At 69.0% G+C, this 17,130-nt stretch carries 15 protein-coding genes; 4 read left to right on the top strand and 11 right to left on the bottom strand.

Annotated features, from left to right (window positions below; all coding sequences use genetic code 11):
- Positions 1 to 23: 23 nt before the first annotated feature.
- The 8 genes from ACFXMV_RS06390 to ACFXMV_RS06425 all read right to left on the bottom strand — a co-directional run bounded on the left by ACFXMV_RS06390 (position 24) and on the right by ACFXMV_RS06425 (position 8,333).
- Complete coding sequence (locus ACFXMV_RS06390; protein WP_378498972.1) at positions 24 to 1,070, bottom strand: ferrochelatase; 1,047 nt, start codon at positions 1,068 to 1,070, stop codon at positions 24 to 26.
- A 4-nt stretch (positions 1,071 to 1,074) separates the two neighbouring features.
- The gene (inhA, locus tag ACFXMV_RS06395) at positions 1,075 to 1,908 is read right to left on the bottom strand and encodes an NADH-dependent enoyl-ACP reductase InhA (protein WP_378502774.1); all 834 of its coding nucleotides are present in this window, start codon (positions 1,906 to 1,908) and stop codon (positions 1,075 to 1,077) included.
- A gap of 52 nt (positions 1,909 to 1,960) precedes the next feature.
- Positions 1,961 to 2,698: a 3-oxoacyl-ACP reductase FabG1 gene (gene fabG1, locus ACFXMV_RS06400; RefSeq protein WP_378498974.1), complete on the bottom strand. Its 738-nt coding sequence runs from the start codon at positions 2,696 to 2,698 to the stop codon at positions 1,961 to 1,963.
- Positions 2,699 to 2,758: 60 nt separating this feature from the next.
- A complete protein-coding gene (locus ACFXMV_RS06405; RefSeq protein ID WP_378498975.1) occupies positions 2,759 to 3,739 on the bottom strand; it encodes a VWA domain-containing protein in 981 nt (326 codons plus the stop codon).
- Complete coding sequence (locus tag ACFXMV_RS06410) at positions 3,736 to 4,704, bottom strand: DUF58 domain-containing protein (RefSeq protein WP_378498976.1); 969 nt, start codon at positions 4,702 to 4,704, stop codon at positions 3,736 to 3,738. The genes ACFXMV_RS06405 and ACFXMV_RS06410 overlap by 4 nt, the downstream gene beginning before the upstream one ends.
- On the bottom strand, positions 4,701 to 5,834 hold the full coding sequence (locus tag ACFXMV_RS06415) for an AAA family ATPase (protein ID WP_378498977.1): 1,134 nt from the start codon (positions 5,832 to 5,834) through the stop codon (positions 4,701 to 4,703). The genes ACFXMV_RS06410 and ACFXMV_RS06415 overlap by 4 nt, the downstream gene beginning before the upstream one ends.
- Before the next feature lie 63 nt (positions 5,835 to 5,897).
- Positions 5,898 to 7,412 carry an NlpC/P60 family protein gene (locus tag ACFXMV_RS06420; protein WP_378498979.1) on the bottom strand — a complete coding sequence of 505 codons (1,515 nt, stop codon included), beginning with the start codon at positions 7,410 to 7,412 and terminating at the stop codon, positions 5,898 to 5,900.
- Positions 7,413 to 7,826: 414 nt separating this feature from the next.
- Positions 7,827 to 8,333, bottom strand: a complete 507-nt coding sequence (locus ACFXMV_RS06425) for a DUF6676 family protein (RefSeq protein WP_378498978.1) — start codon at positions 8,331 to 8,333, stop codon at positions 7,827 to 7,829.
- A 361-nt stretch (positions 8,334 to 8,694) separates the two neighbouring features.
- On the opposite strand from ACFXMV_RS06425, the gene acnA reads away from it, so the two are divergent.
- Positions 8,695 to 11,499: an aconitate hydratase AcnA gene (acnA, locus tag ACFXMV_RS06430; protein ID WP_378502775.1), complete on the top strand. Its 2,805-nt coding sequence runs from the start codon at positions 8,695 to 8,697 to the stop codon at positions 11,497 to 11,499.
- Between the two features lie 172 nt (positions 11,500 to 11,671).
- Positions 11,672 to 12,238 carry a TetR/AcrR family transcriptional regulator gene (locus ACFXMV_RS06435; RefSeq protein WP_378498856.1) on the top strand — a complete coding sequence of 189 codons (567 nt, stop codon included), beginning with the start codon at positions 11,672 to 11,674 and terminating at the stop codon, positions 12,236 to 12,238.
- A gap of 13 nt (positions 12,239 to 12,251) precedes the next feature.
- On the opposite strand, the gene ACFXMV_RS06440 is transcribed toward ACFXMV_RS06435, so the two are convergent.
- Together ACFXMV_RS06440 and ACFXMV_RS06445 are read right to left on the bottom strand one after the other, a co-directional pair.
- On the bottom strand, positions 12,252 to 12,476 hold the full coding sequence (locus tag ACFXMV_RS06440; RefSeq protein ID WP_378498857.1) for a helix-turn-helix domain-containing protein: 225 nt from the start codon (positions 12,474 to 12,476) through the stop codon (positions 12,252 to 12,254).
- A gap of 82 nt (positions 12,477 to 12,558) precedes the next feature.
- The gene (locus ACFXMV_RS06445) at positions 12,559 to 14,190 is read right to left on the bottom strand and encodes an ABC-F family ATP-binding cassette domain-containing protein (RefSeq protein ID WP_378498858.1); all 1,632 of its coding nucleotides are present in this window, start codon (positions 14,188 to 14,190) and stop codon (positions 12,559 to 12,561) included.
- A 138-nt stretch (positions 14,191 to 14,328) separates the two neighbouring features.
- On the opposite strand from ACFXMV_RS06445, the gene ACFXMV_RS06450 reads away from it, so the two are divergent.
- Together ACFXMV_RS06450 and ACFXMV_RS06455 are read left to right on the top strand one after the other, a co-directional pair.
- The gene (locus tag ACFXMV_RS06450) at positions 14,329 to 15,099 is read left to right on the top strand and encodes an SDR family oxidoreductase (RefSeq protein WP_378498859.1); all 771 of its coding nucleotides are present in this window, start codon (positions 14,329 to 14,331) and stop codon (positions 15,097 to 15,099) included.
- Between the two features lie 41 nt (positions 15,100 to 15,140).
- Positions 15,141 to 16,304, top strand: coding sequence for a lycopene cyclase family protein (locus ACFXMV_RS06455; RefSeq protein WP_378498860.1), 1,164 nt, complete (start codon positions 15,141 to 15,143; stop codon positions 16,302 to 16,304).
- Here ACFXMV_RS06455 and ACFXMV_RS06460 read toward each other — a convergent pair.
- Positions 16,267 to 17,076 (bottom strand): metal-dependent hydrolase, encoded by an 810-nt coding sequence (locus tag ACFXMV_RS06460; RefSeq protein ID WP_378498861.1) that lies wholly within the window; start codon positions 17,074 to 17,076, stop codon positions 16,267 to 16,269. The genes ACFXMV_RS06455 and ACFXMV_RS06460 overlap by 38 nt on opposite strands.
- Positions 17,077 to 17,130: the final 54 nt, after the last annotated feature.

Here is a 17,130-nt window from a genome sequence, read left to right on the forward strand (position 1 = left end):
AGTGCCAGCCAGTGGCCGACCGGTCAGCGGCTTGGCCGTCCCGCCGGTTCGCAGCATCGCGAGGCGCACAGGGCGCCGTTCGCGCCCGCCCCGTACAGCGGTTCGGTGCCGAGCCGCTGCGGGGCACGGCCTTCCAGCTGCTCCCCCACGAGCGCCGAAACCAGCTGCGCGAAACGGGGATCGGTGCCAGGCGTGCCGACTCGGACGTAGCCCAGCCCGAGCTCGGCGGCCCTGTCTTTGGCCTCGGTGTCCAGGTCCCAGATCACCTCGAGGTGGTCGGAGACGAAACCCACCGGGCAGACGATGACGGCCTCCGTGCCTGCCGCGGCGAGGGCGTCGAGGTGATCGCAGATGTCCGGCTCGAGCCACGGCACCTGCGGCGGGCCGGACCGGGACTGCCAGACCAGGTCGTAGTCGCCCACCCCGGCTGCCGACGCACACAGCCGCGCGGCCTCGGCAACCTGCCTGCTGTAGAGGCGACCACCGTCGGCGGGCGGCCCCGCGGAGGCGTCGGCGGACACGGGAACGGAGTGCGCGGTGAACACCAGTCGGGCGACCGCGCGATGGGGCTCCGGAAGCTGTTCCCGCGCCGCGCTGATCGCGTCACCGAACGCCGCCACCAGCAGCGGATGGTCGTAGTACTGGCGTAGCTTCACCAGGGTCGGCGCGTCCACCCCGACCGCGGCCCTCGCCCGCTCGATGTCCTCGTGATACTGCCTGCACCCGGAGTACCCACCCCACGCCGAGGTGGGGAACACCAGCGCCGAACGGACACCGTCGTCGCGCATGCGAGCGACGGTGTCCTCGGCCATCGGATGCCAGTTACGATTGCCGAAGTAGATCGGCAATTCGATTCCCGCAGCGGCGAACTCGGCCTCGACCGCGGCGATGATGTCGCGGTTCAGCCGATTGATCGGCGACACCCCACCGAAATGCAGGTAGTGCTCGACCACCTCGTCGAGGCGTTCGGGCGGCACTCCCCTGCCCCTGGTCACGTTCTCCAGGAACGGGCGGACGTCGTCGGGCTTCTCGGGCCCGCCGAAGGACAGCAGCAGGAGGGCGTCGTACACCGCGTCAGCCCATGAAGTTCTCAGGGAACCAAGTGTTGTGGCTTGCGCCGCCGTCGACGTAGATGATCGAACCGGTGGTGGCAGGCAGGAAGTCCGACAGCACCGCGCAGACGCTGGTACCCACGACGCCCGGCTCATCGACGTTCCAGCCGATGGGCGATGCGCCGTCCCAGTAGTCGTTCAGCATGTTCAGCTTCTTGGCGTCGTCGGTCGCCGTTCCCGAGATCGCCTTGGCCGCGAGCGTCTTGATCGGTCCCGCCGCCACCAGGTTGGAGCGGATCTTCTTGGCGTAGCCCACTTCCCGTGCGACGTAGCGGTTCACCGACTCCAGCGCAGCCTTGGCCACACCCATCCAGTTGTAGTCCGGCATCGCGGTCCGCGGATCGAAGTCCATTCCGACGATCGAGCCGCGCTCGTTCATGACCGGCAACACGGCGCGCGCGAGGGAGGCGTAGCTCCACGCGGAGATCTCGAATGCCTTGGCGACGTCGGGTCCGGGGCCCTCGAGGAACGGCAGGGCGTCGGGTCCCATCAGGGTCCTGGGCGCGAAGGCGATCGAGTGGACGACACCGTCGACCCCCTCGGGGGCCAGCTCACTGACCTTGTCGGCGAGCGCGCCGAGGGACTCCTCGTCGGTCACGTCCAACGGGATTGCCGGCGGCACTTCCTGCGGCAGACGCTTGGCGATCCGGTCGATAAGCCGCAGCCGCTCAGGGATGCCGGTAATGATCACCTTGGCGCCCTGCTCCTGTGCGACCTTCGCGGTGTGGAATGCGATCGACGCATCGGTGATGATGCCGGTGACGAGGATGGTCTTGCCTTCGAGCAGTCCGCCCATGTTTCTACTCCTGTGAATGAAAGTCGTTGCGTGCGTGATGTTTCGAGCGGACCTAGTGGCCCATGCCCATGCCGCCGTCGACGGGGATGACCGCACCGGAGACGTAGGCGGAGTCCTCGGAGGCGAGGAAGCTGACCACGGCGGCCACGTCCTCGGCCTTGCCAAGGCGCTGCAGCGGGATGAACTCCTTCGCCTTCGCGCGCAGGTCGTCCGACAGGTCCGCGGTCATGTCGGTCTCGATGAAGCCAGGCGCCACCACATTGGAGGTGATCGAGCGCGACCCCAGCTCACGGGTGATCGAGCGCGCCATGCCGATGACGCCTGCCTTCGAAGACGCATAGTTGATCTGACCGGGGCCACCGCCAAGGGCGACCACGCTGCCCAGGAAGATCATCCGGCCCCAGCGACCCTTGAGCATGGCCCGGTTGGCGCGCTTGGCGCAGCGGAAGGCGCCGGTCAGGTTGGCGTCGATGACACGGGTGAACTGCTCCTCGGTCATCCGCATGAGCAGCGTGTCGTCAGTGATGCCCGCGTTCGCGACGAGCACCTCCACCGGTCCCTGGTGCGCCTCGACCTCGGAGAACGCCCGGTCCACCGACTCCGCGTCGGTGACGTCGCACTTCACGCCGAACAGCCCCTCCGGCACCCCGGAACCGCGGTGCGTGACGGCCACCTTGTGACCGTCGGCGGCGAGACGCTGGGCCACCGCGAGGCCGATGCCGCGGTTGCCTCCGGTCACGAGCACGGAACGGGACGGGACTGGGGTGGTGGACGCAGGGGGGTTCGACATGCGATCAACCTATCTGTTCGGGTACGCCGCGTTGGCGTTGGTCGGTGAAATTGTGACGGGTCATGGCAGGCGTTGGCGCAGAACCAAAGCCGCCGCGAGGCCGGCCGCGGTGCACAGCACCCCGAGCACGAGCCAGGGTCTGCTGGCGTCGCCCCTGGTTGTCTCGAACCCGATCTGCTCCTCGAGGGTGTCGTAGACCTTGCGCAACTCCTCGAGGCTGGACGCCGTGAAGAAGCTGCCGCCGGAGAGATTCGCGATCTCGCGCAGCGACGGGTCGTCGACGGGAACCGGGATCCGGTCACCCTCGATGTCGACCGTGCCGTAGGTGGTGCCGAACGAGATCGTCGAGATCGGCACACCCTTCTCCTTCGCCTGCTGGGCCGCGGTGTAGCCGCCGCGCGGGGCATTCGGATCGTCGGGAACGGTCTGCTTGCCGTCGGAGAGCAGCACGATCCGGGCGGGCGGCGCCTGGTCTCCGCCGCCGAGGACGGCGCCGAGCGTTTCGATCGACTGCAGCGAGGTGAAGATGGCCTCGCCCGTCGCCGTCCGTTCACTCAGCTTCAGGTGGTCGATCGCGGTCTTGGTCTCTTCCCGATTGATGGTCGGCGAGACCAGCACCGAGGCGGTGCCCGCGAACGCGACGAGCCCCAGGTTGATCCCCGGCGTCAGTCCGTCCGCGAAGTCCTTGGCCGCGGCCTTGGCTGCGTCGAACCGGGTCGGCTCCACGTCGGTGGCCTTCATCGACAGGGATACGTCGATCACCATGATCACGGTGGCCCGGTTGCGCGGCACCCGCTTCTCCGACGTCGGGCCTGCGAGCGCCACCGTCAGCAGCACCAGCCCGCACAACACCAGCGCGGTCGGCACGTGCCGGTAGCGGCCCGGCCGCGACGGCGCGACCTTCTCCAGGAGTTCGAGATTGGAGAACCGGAGCAGGTGCTTGTGCCGTGTCCGCTGGACGAGTACGTACGCGCCCGCCAGCGCGGCCACCACGACCAGAAAGGCCAACCACAACGGAGACGCGAACTGCGAGAAGCTCACTGGCGCGGCACCCGATTCACCCGAGCACCATAGCTGTGCCTGCGCGACGCCACGAAGCGAACGACGTCCGCGATCCAGTCCCGGTCGGTACGCAACGCAAGGACGGGCGCCCCGCAGCCGCGCAGGGTGTGCTCGACCGCGCGCCGGTGCGCCTGGGCAGCGGCCGCGAAGTCGGCGCGCAGTCCAGGGCTGGTGTGGAACTCCCTGGTCCGGCCGGACTCGGGATCGTGCAGCACCACGTCGCCGACGTCCGGCAGTTCCAGGTCACGCGGGTCGAGCACCTCGACTCCCAGCAGGTCGTGACGGCCGGACACCGCCCGCATCGACCGCTCCCAGTCGATCGGACCGAGGAAATCACTGATCACGACAGCCAGACCCCGTCGACGCTGGGGACGGCGCAGCGACTCGATCGCGCCGCGCAGGTCGCCCCGCACCCCGTCGGGGGCATGCGGGGTGGTCGCGATCTTCCGGAGCATCGCCTGCGCGTGCAGCCTGCCGCCGCGGGCGGGGATACGCACGGTCCGCTCCCCTGTCGCGACGATGGCGCCGATCCGGTTGCCGCCCCCGCTGGTGAGGTGCGCGACGGCCGCCGCGGCTGCCACCGCGAGGTCGCGCTTCTCGGCGCCGGTGGTCCCGAAGTCCAGGCTGGCGGACAGGTCCACCACCAACCACGTCTCGAGTTCACGATCGGCGACCGACTCCCGCACGTGCGGGTGCGTGGTCCTGGCAGTCACCGACCAGTCCATCTGCCGGACGTCGTCGCCGGGCTGGTACTCGCGGGCATCGCCCGACTCGGTACCAGGACCCGGGATCAGTCCCAGGTGTTCACCGTGCAGGACGCCGTCGAGCCGCCTGCGCACCGTCAGCTCGAGGGTGCGCAGCGCCGCGGACAGCTCCGGGTTGCGCAGCTCGCCCGATCGGAACGAGGGCAACGCTCCGCCGTCACCGTGAACCGGGGCGCTCACCGCTGCTGGCCACCGACCGACGCGGTCGGGTCGGCGACGGCCGGTTGCTGCGGCGTGCCGTTCGCCTGCGGGGACGCCTGCGGGGACGCCTGCGGGGCAACCATGCCGTTCGGCGCGTGCACCGGCGGGGCGACCGGCTGGGCCGCGACCTGCGGGAGCCCGACGCTCTGCAACACCCTGGTGATGACGTCGTCGGGCGAGACGTCGTCCGCGAGGGCGTCGTAGGAGAGCACCAGGCGGTGCCGGAGCACGTCCGGGATCACCTCGAGCACGTCCTGCGGCACCACGTAGTCACGGCCACGGATCAGCGCGAGGGCGCGCGAGGCGGCGATGATCCCGAGCGTCGCACGCGGCGAGGCGCCGTACGCGATCCAGCCGGCGACATCGGTCAGGCCCAGGTCACCCGGGGTGCGGGTGGCGGAGATGACGCGGACCACGTAGTCGACGAGGGCGTGGTGGACGAAGACCGCGCTCGCGGCCTTCTGCAGGCGGATCAGCTCGGCCGGGTCGAGGATCGGCTTCGGCTCGGGGGCCGCCACACCCATCCGGTAGACGATCTCGCGCTCCTCCTCGACGGACGGGTAGTCCACGAGGATCTTGAACAGGAAGCGGTCGCGCTGCGCCTCGGGCAGCTGGTAGACGCCCTCGCTCTCGATCGGGTTCTGGGTGGCCATCACCAGGAACGGCTCCGGCATGGGGAACGTCTTGCCGCCGATGGTGACGTGCCGCTCGGCCATCACCTCGAGCAACGCCGACTGGACCTTCGCGGGCGCCCGGTTGATCTCGTCGGCGAGCACGAAGTTCGCGACAACCGGACCGAGCTCGGTGTCGAACTCCTCCCGGCCCTGCCGGTAGATCCGGGTGCCGACCAGGTCGGTGGGCACCAGGTCCGGGGTGAACTGCACCCGGGAGAACGATCCGCCGACGACGGTGGCGAAGGTTTCGACCGCGAGCGTCTTGGCGACGCCTGGCACTCCCTCGAGCAGCACGTGCCCCTTCGCGAGGAGTCCGACCAGAATGCGCTCCACCAGCCGGTCTTGACCGACGATGACCCGTTTGACCTCGTAGATCACCTTCTCGAGGATCGCCACGTCCGTACTGCCGGTCGCCCCGTCAGCTGAGGTCACCAAGAATCCACCGCTTTCACATCGATCGCCTCGATCCGCCTCCGTGTCCCGGTGACGATCGGGTCGCTACACCAAACGGACCACGAACGGGGTCATGCCGTCCCAGCGCACCGGCGACACCTTGACGATGGAGCCGGACTGCGGCGCCTCCAGCATCTCCCCATTGCCAAGGTACAGCCCGACGTGCTGGCTGGCGTTGGGTCCATAGAAGATCATGTCGCCGCGCTTCATCTCCGAAGCCGGCACCTGCTCGCCCGCCGTGTACTGGTAGCCGGTGTAGTGCGGCAATGAAATACCGACACCGGCGAACGCGTAGATCATCAGACCGGAGCAGTCGAATCCGACCTTGTTGAAGTCGCCGTAGCTGTCGGCCACCCCGCCGTCCCGGATGCCGAGGGTCGGGCCGTTCTCGTCGCCACCGCCCCACGCGTAGGGGAGGCCGAGCTGAGACATTCCACGGTCGATCACGGTCTCGACAGCGGCGCTGCCGGTGACGGCCGGTTTCGGTTTGCTCGGCTTCGGCTTGACCGGCTTCGTGGTGACCGGCGCCGACTCCTCGGTTTCGAACTCCTCGGCCTCCGACTCCTCCGACTCCGCACCCTCGGGCTCCTCGGTGCCCGATTCGACGGTGCCGGAGTCCTCGGTGACGTATTCGGTCGACGAGTCGTCCTCGATCTGCGTGTGCGGGCGCGCTCCCGTGGCGAGCTCGCGGGCCCGGTCCTTCGCCGCCTGGTTCGCGGCCACGCGGGCTGCCGCCGCTGCGGCGACCTCCCTCGCGGCGGCCGCCGCTGCGGCGATCGCGGCCTGCTCGGCGGCGCGCTGGGTGTCCCAGTTGACGAAGGCCTGACGCTGGCTCTGCAGCCCGGAGACGTTCTCACGGGCGGCCGCGAGCGCGGACTCCGCGGACGACCTCTGCGCCTCGATCGCGGCCTTCTTGCCCGATTGCTCCGCGAGCGCCGATCTGGCGACGGAGATGGCGGTCTCGGCGTCGGACTTGCGGGCCTCGGCGGCCGTGGCGGCAGCATCGGCCTGCTGCTTTGCCTCGCGGGTGGACGAATCCTTGTTGGCCTCTTCGGTTCTCGCGCGTTGCAGCGCGTCCATCACCGAATTCTTGTTGGTGGCGAGGATTTTCATCACCTGGGCGCGGTCGAGTACATCACTCGGCCCCTGGGATCCCAGGAAGGACGCGAAGGACGCGAGACCGGTGCCCTGCTTGTACGTTCTGGCTGCGAACTCGTCGAACCTGGTCTGCGCCAACTCGATCTGGGCGCCCGCATCCCGCAGGGCCTGCTGGCTGATGCCGACCGCACCGGCGGCGGCAGCGGCCGCATCGCGGGACATCTGCAGATCGACCAGCGCCTTGTTCACCAGTTCGCGTTTGATCGCGACGGCATCGTCGAGCGCGCGCAACTGCTGATCGGCCGCGGCCACCTCGTTGATCAGGGCGCTGACCTGACCGACGCGTTCATCGACACCCTGGCCGGCCTGCTGCAGCTCGGATTCGCTCGGATTGGGCGGTGGGGGCGGCACTGCGGCGGCCAGCCCCGGGGTTCCCGTGACCAGCGACGCCACGATGGCCATCCCGATGAGCAGTTGTGCACTGCGGCGCGGTGCCCTTCGCCTCACAGGTCTCTCCCTCGGTTCTGCCACCAGGCCGGACACATCAGCTCTCGGCCTGGTCGTACCCGCACGGGGAAGCCGCGCAAACCCGGGCAGCAGTCGACGATCAGCAGTGAATCGTCACACTCGCGCCACTCCCGTGGCAATGCTGCTCAAAGCGACACTTCTTCCCCATAAGTGCCAAAAGTATCGTACGACACAATGTCCACTAGCGGAACTCTAGTCACAAGAAAAACACTGGCACGTCCGCCCTTTGGGCGATGTGAACAGCGCGTTTGCCGGCCGTGTTGCGAAAGATATTCGCGGAGTTGGGATTTCTGGCGACGGACGAATTGTCCGAGAGGCGGCCCGTCCGGCCGTCCCGAATAGATCGTGCTAGCGGGCGTCGACGTCGCGGTCGACGGGATCTGACGAACGGCGCGAGCGCACCCAGTAGCTCACCGCGGCGACGCCGCCGACGAGTAGGACAAGTGCGGCCGTGATGAGTCCGTACGGCGGGTCCGGCCGAGTGATCGCGCCGAGGAAGTTGTCGGCCGAGGCCACCGCGTTACCGGTGTACGCCTTGTCCTGCGCATCCTCGACGGTGACCCGGCTGAGCGTGTCGCTGTACGTGCCCACCCAGCTCGGACTGAGCACCAGCACGGTGCCACCCTCCTGCTGCCCCACCTCGGTCGCGATATCGCGCAGTTGCGAATCCCGGAACGGATTCTCCGCGAGCACCACCACGCTCAACTCGACCCCGTCGCGCTCGGCCCGCGCGACGACACCCTTGAGCCCGTCGACATCACCCGCAGGCGCCGACACCCCGTCGTCGGCGAGGTCGGTCAGGATCTCGTCGATGCTGACATCGGGCGGCACGTCGGCCAGGACCGGAAGAAACACAGAGTTGAGTGCAGCAGGCATCTTTCATCCGGATCGGGTCGAGGGAATGAGGAACTTTCGGAAACGACGGTATCGGGACCATCGCGGCTGACCCGATGCACATTACGTGACACCCGTCGCCGCGCGGCGAAATCTCACCGTCGCCGCGTTGCGCACGCATGGGCGGTCGACAAGAATCGACAGGTGCCTGATCCGGGTGCGACGTGCCCGACGCGAATGCCCGAAATTCTCACAGGACAAGCGTACTGTTAGACTTGCCGCGATGCGCTCGGCGCGACCGATTGGTTCGCCGCGATGCGCTTCGCTTCAGCCGTCGACACAGCCCCGTCGACGGCGAACCTCAAAGATGAGTGGAGCTGACGTGACCACCAGTACTGATTCGTTTGGCGCCAAGGGAACCCTTGAGGTCGGAGACAACTCGTATGAGATCTTCCGACTCTCGAGCGTGCCCGGCACCGAGAAGCTGCCCTACGCGCTGAAGGTTCTCGCGGAGAACCTGCTGCGCACCGAGGACGGTGCCAACATCACCGCCGATCACATTCGCGCCATCGCGAACTGGGATCCCTCGGCCGAGCCCAATGTAGAGATCCAGTTCACCCCCGCCCGAGTGATCATGCAGGACTTCACCGGCGTGCCCTGTGTCGTCGACCTCGCCACCATGCGTGAGGCCGTCGCCACCCTCGGCGGCGACCCCAACAAGGTCAACCCGCTCTCCCCGGCCGACATGGTCATCGACCACTCGGTCATCCTCGACGTCTTCGGCCGGGCCGACGCCCTCGAGCGCAACGTCGAGCTCGAGTACCAGCGCAACGGCGAGCGTTACCAGTTCCTGCGCTGGGGCCAGGGCGCGTTCGACGACTTCAAGGTCGTCCCCCCGGGCATGGGCATCGTGCACCAGGTCAACATCGAGTACCTGGCGCCCACCGTCATGACCCGCAACGGCCAGGCCTACCCCGACACCTGCGTCGGTACCGACTCGCACACCACGATGGTCAACGGCCTCGGCGTGCTCGGCTGGGGCGTCGGCGGCATCGAGGCCGAGGCCGCGATGCTCGGCCAGCCGGTCTCCATGCTGATCCCGCGCGTCGTCGGCTTCAAGCTGACCGGTGAGATCAAGCCGGGCGTGACCGCGACCGACGTCGTGCTCACCGTCACCGACATGCTGCGCAAGCACGGCGTCGTCGGCAAGTTCGTCGAGTTCTACGGCAAGGGCGTCGCCGAGGTGCCGCTGGCCAACCGCGCCACCCTTGGCAACATGAGCCCCGAGTTCGGCTCCACCGCCGCGATCTTCCCGATTGACGAGGAAACGGTCAACTACCTGCGCCTGACCGGCCGCAGCGAGGAGCAGCTCGCGCTCGTCGAGGCGTACGCCAAGGAACAGGGCATGTGGCACGACGCCGACAAGGAGCCGGTGTACTCGGAGTACCTCGAGCTCGACCTGTCGACCGTCGTTCCGTCCATCGCCGGACCGAAGCGTCCGCAGGACCGCATCCTGCTGTCGGACTCGAAGTCCGCGTTCCGCAGGGACATCCACACCTACGTGGAGGATCACGTCGCGGCCGACCACAGCCAGCTGGACGAGGCCGTCGAGGAGTCCTTCCCCGCGTCCGATCCCGCCGCGCTCTCCTTCGCCGATGACGCCGCGGGCGCCGTGGCGTCGGCCGCGAACGGCGCCGAGGGCCGCCCCTCCAAGCCGGTGCGCGTCACCACGCCGGAGCAGGGCGAGTTCGTGCTCGACCACGGCGCCGTCGTGGTCGCGGGCATCACCTCCTGCACCAACACCTCGAACCCGTCGGTCATGCTCGGCGCCGCACTGCTCGCCCGCAACGCGGTCGAGAAGGGCCTGGCGACCAAGCCGTGGGTGAAGACCAACATGGCACCCGGCTCGCAGGTCGTCACCGACTACTACGAGAAGGCCGGCCTGTGGCCGTACCTGGAGAAGCTCGGCTTCTTCGTCGGCGGTTACGGCTGCACCACCTGCATCGGCAACACCGGTCCGCTGCCGGAGAACATCTCGGCCGCGATCAACGACAACGACCTGTCGGTCACCGCGGTCCTGTCCGGCAACCGCAACTTCGAGGGTCGCATCTCCCCCGACGTGAAGATGAACTACCTGGCCTCGCCGCCGCTGGTCATCGCGTATGCCCTCGCAGGCACGATGGACTTCGACTTCGAGACCGACGCCCTCGGACAGGACCAGGACGGCAACGACGTCTTCCTGAAGGACATCTGGCCCTCCACCAAGGAGATCGAGGACACGATCACCTCCTCGATCAGCCAGGAGATGTTCGTCAAGTCCTACGCCAACGTCTTCAAGGGCGACGAGCGCTGGCAGAACCTGTCCACTCCCGAGGGCGACACCTTCGCGTGGGACGAGAAGTCGACCTACGTCCGCAAGGCGCCGTACTTCGACGGGATGCCGAAGGACCCGACGCCGGTCACCGACATCACGGGCGCCCGGGTGCTCGCGCTGCTCGGCGACTCGGTCACCACCGACCACATCAGCCCGGCGGGACCGATCAAGCCCGGCACCCCGGCCGCGCAGTACCTCGATGCCAACGGTGTGGAGCGCAAGGACTACAACTCGCTCGGCTCGCGTCGCGGTAACCACGAGGTGATGATCCGCGGCACGTTCGCGAACATCCGGCTGCGCAACCAGCTCCTCGACGACGTCTCGGGCGGCTACACCCGCGACTTCACCCAGGACGGCGGCCCGCAGGCCTTCATCTACGACGCCTCGCAGAACTACCAGGCCGCGGGCATCCCGCTGGTCGTGCTTGGCGGCAAGGAGTACGGCTCCGGATCGTCGCGTGACTGGGCCGCCAAGGGCACCAGCCTGCTCGGCGTCAAGGCCGTCATCACCGAGTCGTTCGAGCGCATCCACCGCTCCAACCTCATCGGCATGGGCGTTGTCCCGCTTCAGTTCCCGGCAGGCGAGTCCGCCGCGTCGCTGAAGCTCGACGGCACCGAGACCTTCGACATCGAGGGCATCACCAAGCTCAACGAGGGCGTCACCCCGAAGACCATGAAGGTCACGGCCACTCGCGAGAACGGCGAGAAGGTCGTCTTCGACGGAGTCGTCCGCATCGACACCCCCGGCGAGGCGGACTACTACCGCAACGGCGGCATCCTGCAGTACGTGCTCCGCAACATGATCAAGTCCTAGGCGCTACGCGCCTGTGAGTGTTTTCGGCCCCTGACGGGGCACAAAGCGCGCACGACCACCAACGCCGGTCGGTGACGTCCGCTGGAAGTGGTCGTGCGCGCTTTGTGCATTCGGTTACCTCTGTCGCGAAGGGCCGAAAACACTCACAGGCACACGACGAAGGAGGGTGCCTGTGCCTAAGGTCAGCGAAGACCACCTCGCCGCACGGCGGAGCGAGATCCTCGACGGCGCCCGCCGCTGCTTCGCGGAGTACGGCTACGACGGTGCCACCGTGCGCCGCCTCGAGGAGACGACCGGCCTCTCCCGGGGTGCGATCTTCCACCACTTCAAGGACAAGGACGGCCTGTTCCTCGCGCTCGCGCACGAGGACGCCATGCGGATGGCCGACGTCGCAGCCAACCAGGGCCTGGTCCAGGTCATGCGGGACATGCTGGCCCAGCCCGACCAGTTCAACTGGCTCGGCACCCGGCTCGAGATCGCGCGCCGGCTGCGGACCGACCCGGAGTTCGCGCGGGGCTGGTCGCAGCGCAGCGCGGAACTGACCGAGGCGACGATCAACCGGCTCGAACGGCAGAAGTCGGCTGGCCGGCTGCGCGATGATCTACCGACCGACGTGCTGGTCGGCTACCTGGACCTGGTCCTCGACGGTCTCATCGCCCGGATCGCGTCGGGTCATGCGGGCGAGAATCTGTCCGCGGTGCTCGACCTGGTGGAGGAATCTGTCCGGCGCCGAGGCTGAGGCAATTCGGCGGCTAATGCGACAAGCGGCCGCGGCGGTTCGCGCCGCCGCGGCCCCGCAGCGTCACCCCCGCCTCCGTCAACAGGGCCCGGATGAAGCCGTAGGAGCGGCCGGTGGCGTCCGCGAGCGTCCGGATGCTGGTGCCCGACTGATAGCGCACGCGCAACTCTGTTTGCAGGGCCTCCCGTGCACCCCCTGACACCCGGGCGCCCTTGGGCAGTCGCGAGAGCTCGGCCATGACCGTCCTCCATAGTGGAGTGCGCACGAATCCGTGAGCGGACACTCTCAGGCTAGCCACCCGCGACGCGCCGCGGCAACGATCAGGCCAGCTGGATCAGTTCCAGGTACTCCTGCGACCAGTGGTCCTCCTGGCCGTCGGGCAGCAGGATGACCCGCTCCGGGTTCAGCGCCTCCGCGGCACCGGGGTCGTGGGTGACCAGCACGACCGCACCCTTGTAGCTGCGGAGCGCGTCGAGCACCTGCTCGCGCGAGATCGGGTCCAGGTTGTTCGTCGGCTCGTCGAGCAGCAGCACGTTGGCCGCCGAGGACACCAGCCCGGCCAACGCGAGGCGGGTCTTCTCACCGCCGGAGAGGGTGCCTGCCGGCTGCTCGAGCTGCGGACCGGTGAACATGAACGCGCCGAGCAGCGAGCGCAGCTCCTGCTCCCCCGTGTCCGGAGCCGCATGCCGGATGTTCTCCCACACGGTGGCGTCGTCGTCGAGGGTGTCGTGTTCCTGCGCGAAGTAGCCGACCTTGAGCCCGTGTCCGGGCTCCAGCTCGCCCGCATTGGCCTGCTCGGTGCCCGCGAGGATGCGCAGCAGCGTCGTCTTGCCCGCGCCGTTGAGACCGAGCACGACCACCCGGCTACCGCGGTCGATGGCCAGGTCGACGCCTGCGAAGATCTCCAGCGAGCCGTACATTTTGGTCAGGTTCTTCGCCATCAGCGGCGTCTTGCCACAGGCCGCGGGCTCCGGGAAGCGGATGTGCGCGACCTTGTCGGAGACCCGGACTTCGTCGAGGGCGGCCATCAGCTTGTCCGCGCGCTTCGCCATGTTCTGCGCGGCGGTCGCCTTCGTCGCCTTGGCGCCGAGCTTGGCGGCCTGCACCCGCAGCGCCCCCGCCTTCTTCTCGGCGTTGGCGCGCTCGCGGCGCCGACGCTGCTCGTCGGTGGCGCGGGCGTCGAGGTACTTCTTCCAGTTCATGTTGTAGATGTCGGCCTCGCCGCGGACCGCGTCCAGGAACCAGACCCGGTTCACGACGTCGCCGAGGAGCTCGACGTCGTGGCTGATCACGATGAGCCCGCCGTCGTGGTTCTGCAGGAATCCGCGCAGCCAGGTGATCGAGTCGGCGTCGAGGTGGTTGGTGGGCTCGTCGAGCAGCAGCGTGGTGTCCGACCGGCCGCCGCTGCCGTCCGAGGCGGCGAACAGGATGCGGGCCAGCTCGACGCGGCGACGCTGACCACCGGACAGGGTGCGCAGCGGCTGGGCGAGGATCCGGTCGGCCAGCCCGAGGCTGTTGCAGATCCGGGCGGCCTCGCTCTCGGCAACGTAGCCACCGAGCGAGGAGAACCGGTCCTCGAGCGCTCCGTACTTGCGGACGGCCTTGTCCAGCTCGGCGCCGTCGACCAACTCGGCCATCAGCGTCTGCTGCTTCTCCATGTCCCGGAGGATGGTGTCCAGGCCGCGGGCGGAGAGCACCCGGTCCTTGGCGAGCACGCTGAGGTCGCCCTCCTTGGGGTCCTGCGGGAGGTACCCGAGGTCGCCGGTGCGGATCACCGCGCCTGCGTACGGCTCGCCCTCGCCCGCGAGGATGCGCAGCGTCGTGGTCTTCCCGGCGCCGTTACGGCCGACCAGACCGATCCGGTCGCCCGCCTGCACGCGCAGCGCGGGGCCGGGCGCGGAGAGGAGGGTCCGCACACCGGCACGAACTTCGAGGTCGGTGGCGGTAATCAACAAGAACTCCTCAATGACACGGAAGAATCGCGAATCCGGGCAAACGCCGACGGCACACGAGACACAAGAACGCTCCACTTTACCGTGACATTCCCGCCGAGAGTTGCACGCCGTTGTGATTCGGCTAACGTTGCCCGGATGACTCTCGCGAATGATCTGCAGGGAAAGACGGCGCTGGTCACGGGCGCGAGCCGTGGCATCGGCAAGGCCATCGCCGCCGAATTCCTGGCGCGCGGCGCCAAGGTTGCCATCACCGCACGCAAGCCGGAGCCGCTGGAGGCGGCCGCGCAGGAGCTGCGGTCCGCAGTGGCCGGCGCCGAGGTGCTGACCATCGCGGGTAACGCCGGAGACGCCGATGCGCGGGCCGACGCCGTCAGCCGCACCGTCGCCGAGCTCGGCTCGCTCGACATCCTGGTCAACAACACCGGCATCAACCCGGTCTTCGGTTCGCTGATGGACGCCGATCTCGACGCGGTCCGGAAGATCTTCGACGTGAACGTCGTCGCCGCGCTCGGCTACATCCAGCAGGCGCACAAGGCCTGGATGGGCGAGCACGGCGGCGCGGTGGTCAACCTCGCCAGCGTCGGCGGCCTGCGCTCGACCGGGGTGATCGCCGCGTACGGGGCCTCCAAGGCGGCGCTGATCCGCCTGACCGAGGAACTGGCCTGGCAGCTCGGCCCGAAGATCCGGGTGAATGCGGTCGCGCCCGGCATCGTGAAGACGCAGTTCGCGGCCGCACTGGTCGCGGCCGGTGAGGACCAGGCCGCCGCCGGCTATCCGATGAAGCGACTCGGCTCGCCTGAGGACGTCGCGAACCTGGTCGGGTTCCTGGTCTCGGACGCGGCGTCCTGGATCACCGGCGAGACGGTCCGCGTGGACGGCGGCCTGCTCTCGACGGGTTCGATGTAGCCGAGCGTTTCGATGTAGCCGAGTGCGAGAAGGGGTCGAGGGTGACGACCAGCGAACCGGCAGCCGACCTCGTGGTGGTCGGGCTGGGGCCTGCCGGGCGGGTGCTGGCCCACCGGGCTGCGGCAGCCGGGCTCGACGTCATCGCCGTCGATCCGCACCCGGACCGACGCTGGACGCCCACCTACGCGGCGTGGTCCGACGAGTTGCCTGCCTGGCTCGACCGGGAAGCGGTGATCGCTGCCCTGGTCGAGCGGCCTCGGGTGTGGACCACCCGGGAGCGGGTGCTGAGCCGGCCGTACTGCGTGTTCGACAACGACGGGCTGCTGGCCGCGCTGGATCTCGGCGGCGCCCGGGTGCTCGCCGGTACCGCCGCGACCGTCGAGACCGACCGGGTGATCCTCCAGGACGGCACCCGGATACGCGCCAGGCAGGTGATCGATGCGCGCGGCGCCGGGCACACTCACGGACTGGCCGAGCAGACCGCGTACGGAGTCGTGGTGTCGGGCGAAGCCGCGAGTCCGGTGGTCGCGGACGGCGAGGCATGGTTCATGGACTGGCGCACCGACAACGGCGCCCCGCCCGACGAGCCCCGGTCGTTCCTCTACGCCGTGCCGCTCGGCGGCGACCGGATGCTGCTGGAGGAGACCTGCCTGGCGGGCAGGCCGGCGCTGTCCCAGGCGGTGCTGCGCAGACGCCTCGAGGCCCGGCTGCACGCGCGCGGCGTGCCGGTGTCCGCCCACGCCGACCGCGAACGGGTGCGGTTTCCCGTTCAGGTCCCGCGCGGCGCAGCCGAGGTGGCCGCGTTCGGGGCGCGGGCCGGACTCATGCACCCCGGCACCGGGTACAGCGTCGCCGCATCGCTGTCCGCGGCCGACGAGGTGGCGCGTGCGATCGTCGCGGGCGGCGACCCGATGGCCGCGCTGTGGCCGCCGTCGGCCCGGGCGGTGCGCGGGCTGCGCGAGGTCGGGTTGCGCGCTCTGCTTCGGCTGCCGCCGCCGCTGACCGGGGACTTCTTCGAGGCGTTCTTCGACCTCCCCGCGGGCCGTCAGCGCGCCTATCTCTCCGCGCGGGCCGACCCGTTGGCGGTGAGCGCGGCGATGGCCGCGGTGTTCCGCCGCGCCCCGAGCCGGGTTCGGCGAACACTGGCGGGTGCGCTGCTGCCGAGGGTCAGCCCCGTGCGCGGATTTCTGCCACCACTTCGGTGACCGCGCCGGGGACGCCGTCGATCGCCCATGCCGCCAAACCAACCGCCGCGACGGTGAGCAGTGGGCCGAGCACCACCCGTTCGACCGTGCCGCCCGCCCGGATCGAGAGAAACGACGGCAGGCGCAGTTCCCACCAGCGCCTGCGACCCCAGGGCAGCAGGGGCGCCAGGAAGGGGACGCCCTCCTTGGTGATCGCGTCGCCGAGGCAGTGCACCGCACATCCGAGACCGACCGCGACGCCGAGAGCCCTCGAGCCCACCTCGTCCGGATACCAGGTCCAGGTGAACGCCGAGAGCACCCCGGCGACGACGGTGACCGCGATCCAGCCGTTGCGCTTTGCCCAACTCCCCGCCAGCCCGCGCAGTGCCAGGCCGAGGGTGACGAACAGGGTGCCGACGATCGCGGGGCGTCCGAACTCGATCACCAGCGCCGAGACGCCCACGCTCAGCGCGATCGCGAACAACGCTGTGTGCGTGAGGGTCCGGTGCCCACCGCGACGTTTGGGATCGCGTCGGCCGCGGGTGAGCCGGTAGTACCACAGCGAGGCCTCGTCGATACCGCGGGCGAACAGCTGGCTGACCGGGCCGAACGACCTCGCGACCGTGGACTGTGCCGTGTCGAGGTCGGGCAGCAGCGCGGCGCCCGCACACACCCCGGCGAAGGTGAACATCTCCGCGGTCGAGGTCGGTCCGCCCCACTCTGGCGGAAGAACCTGCGCGGCAAGCAGACCCGCAACCGCACCGGAGACAGCATGGGTGGCACCCATCACCATGGAAGAGAACGCCTTTCGCAGCAACCGTCGAGCAGTGCCCGACGGAGCAGCCCA

This window comes from Rhodococcus sp. NPDC059179, assembly GCF_042754885.1.
Taxonomy (GTDB): domain Bacteria; phylum Actinomycetota; class Actinomycetes; order Mycobacteriales; family Mycobacteriaceae; genus Rhodococcus_G.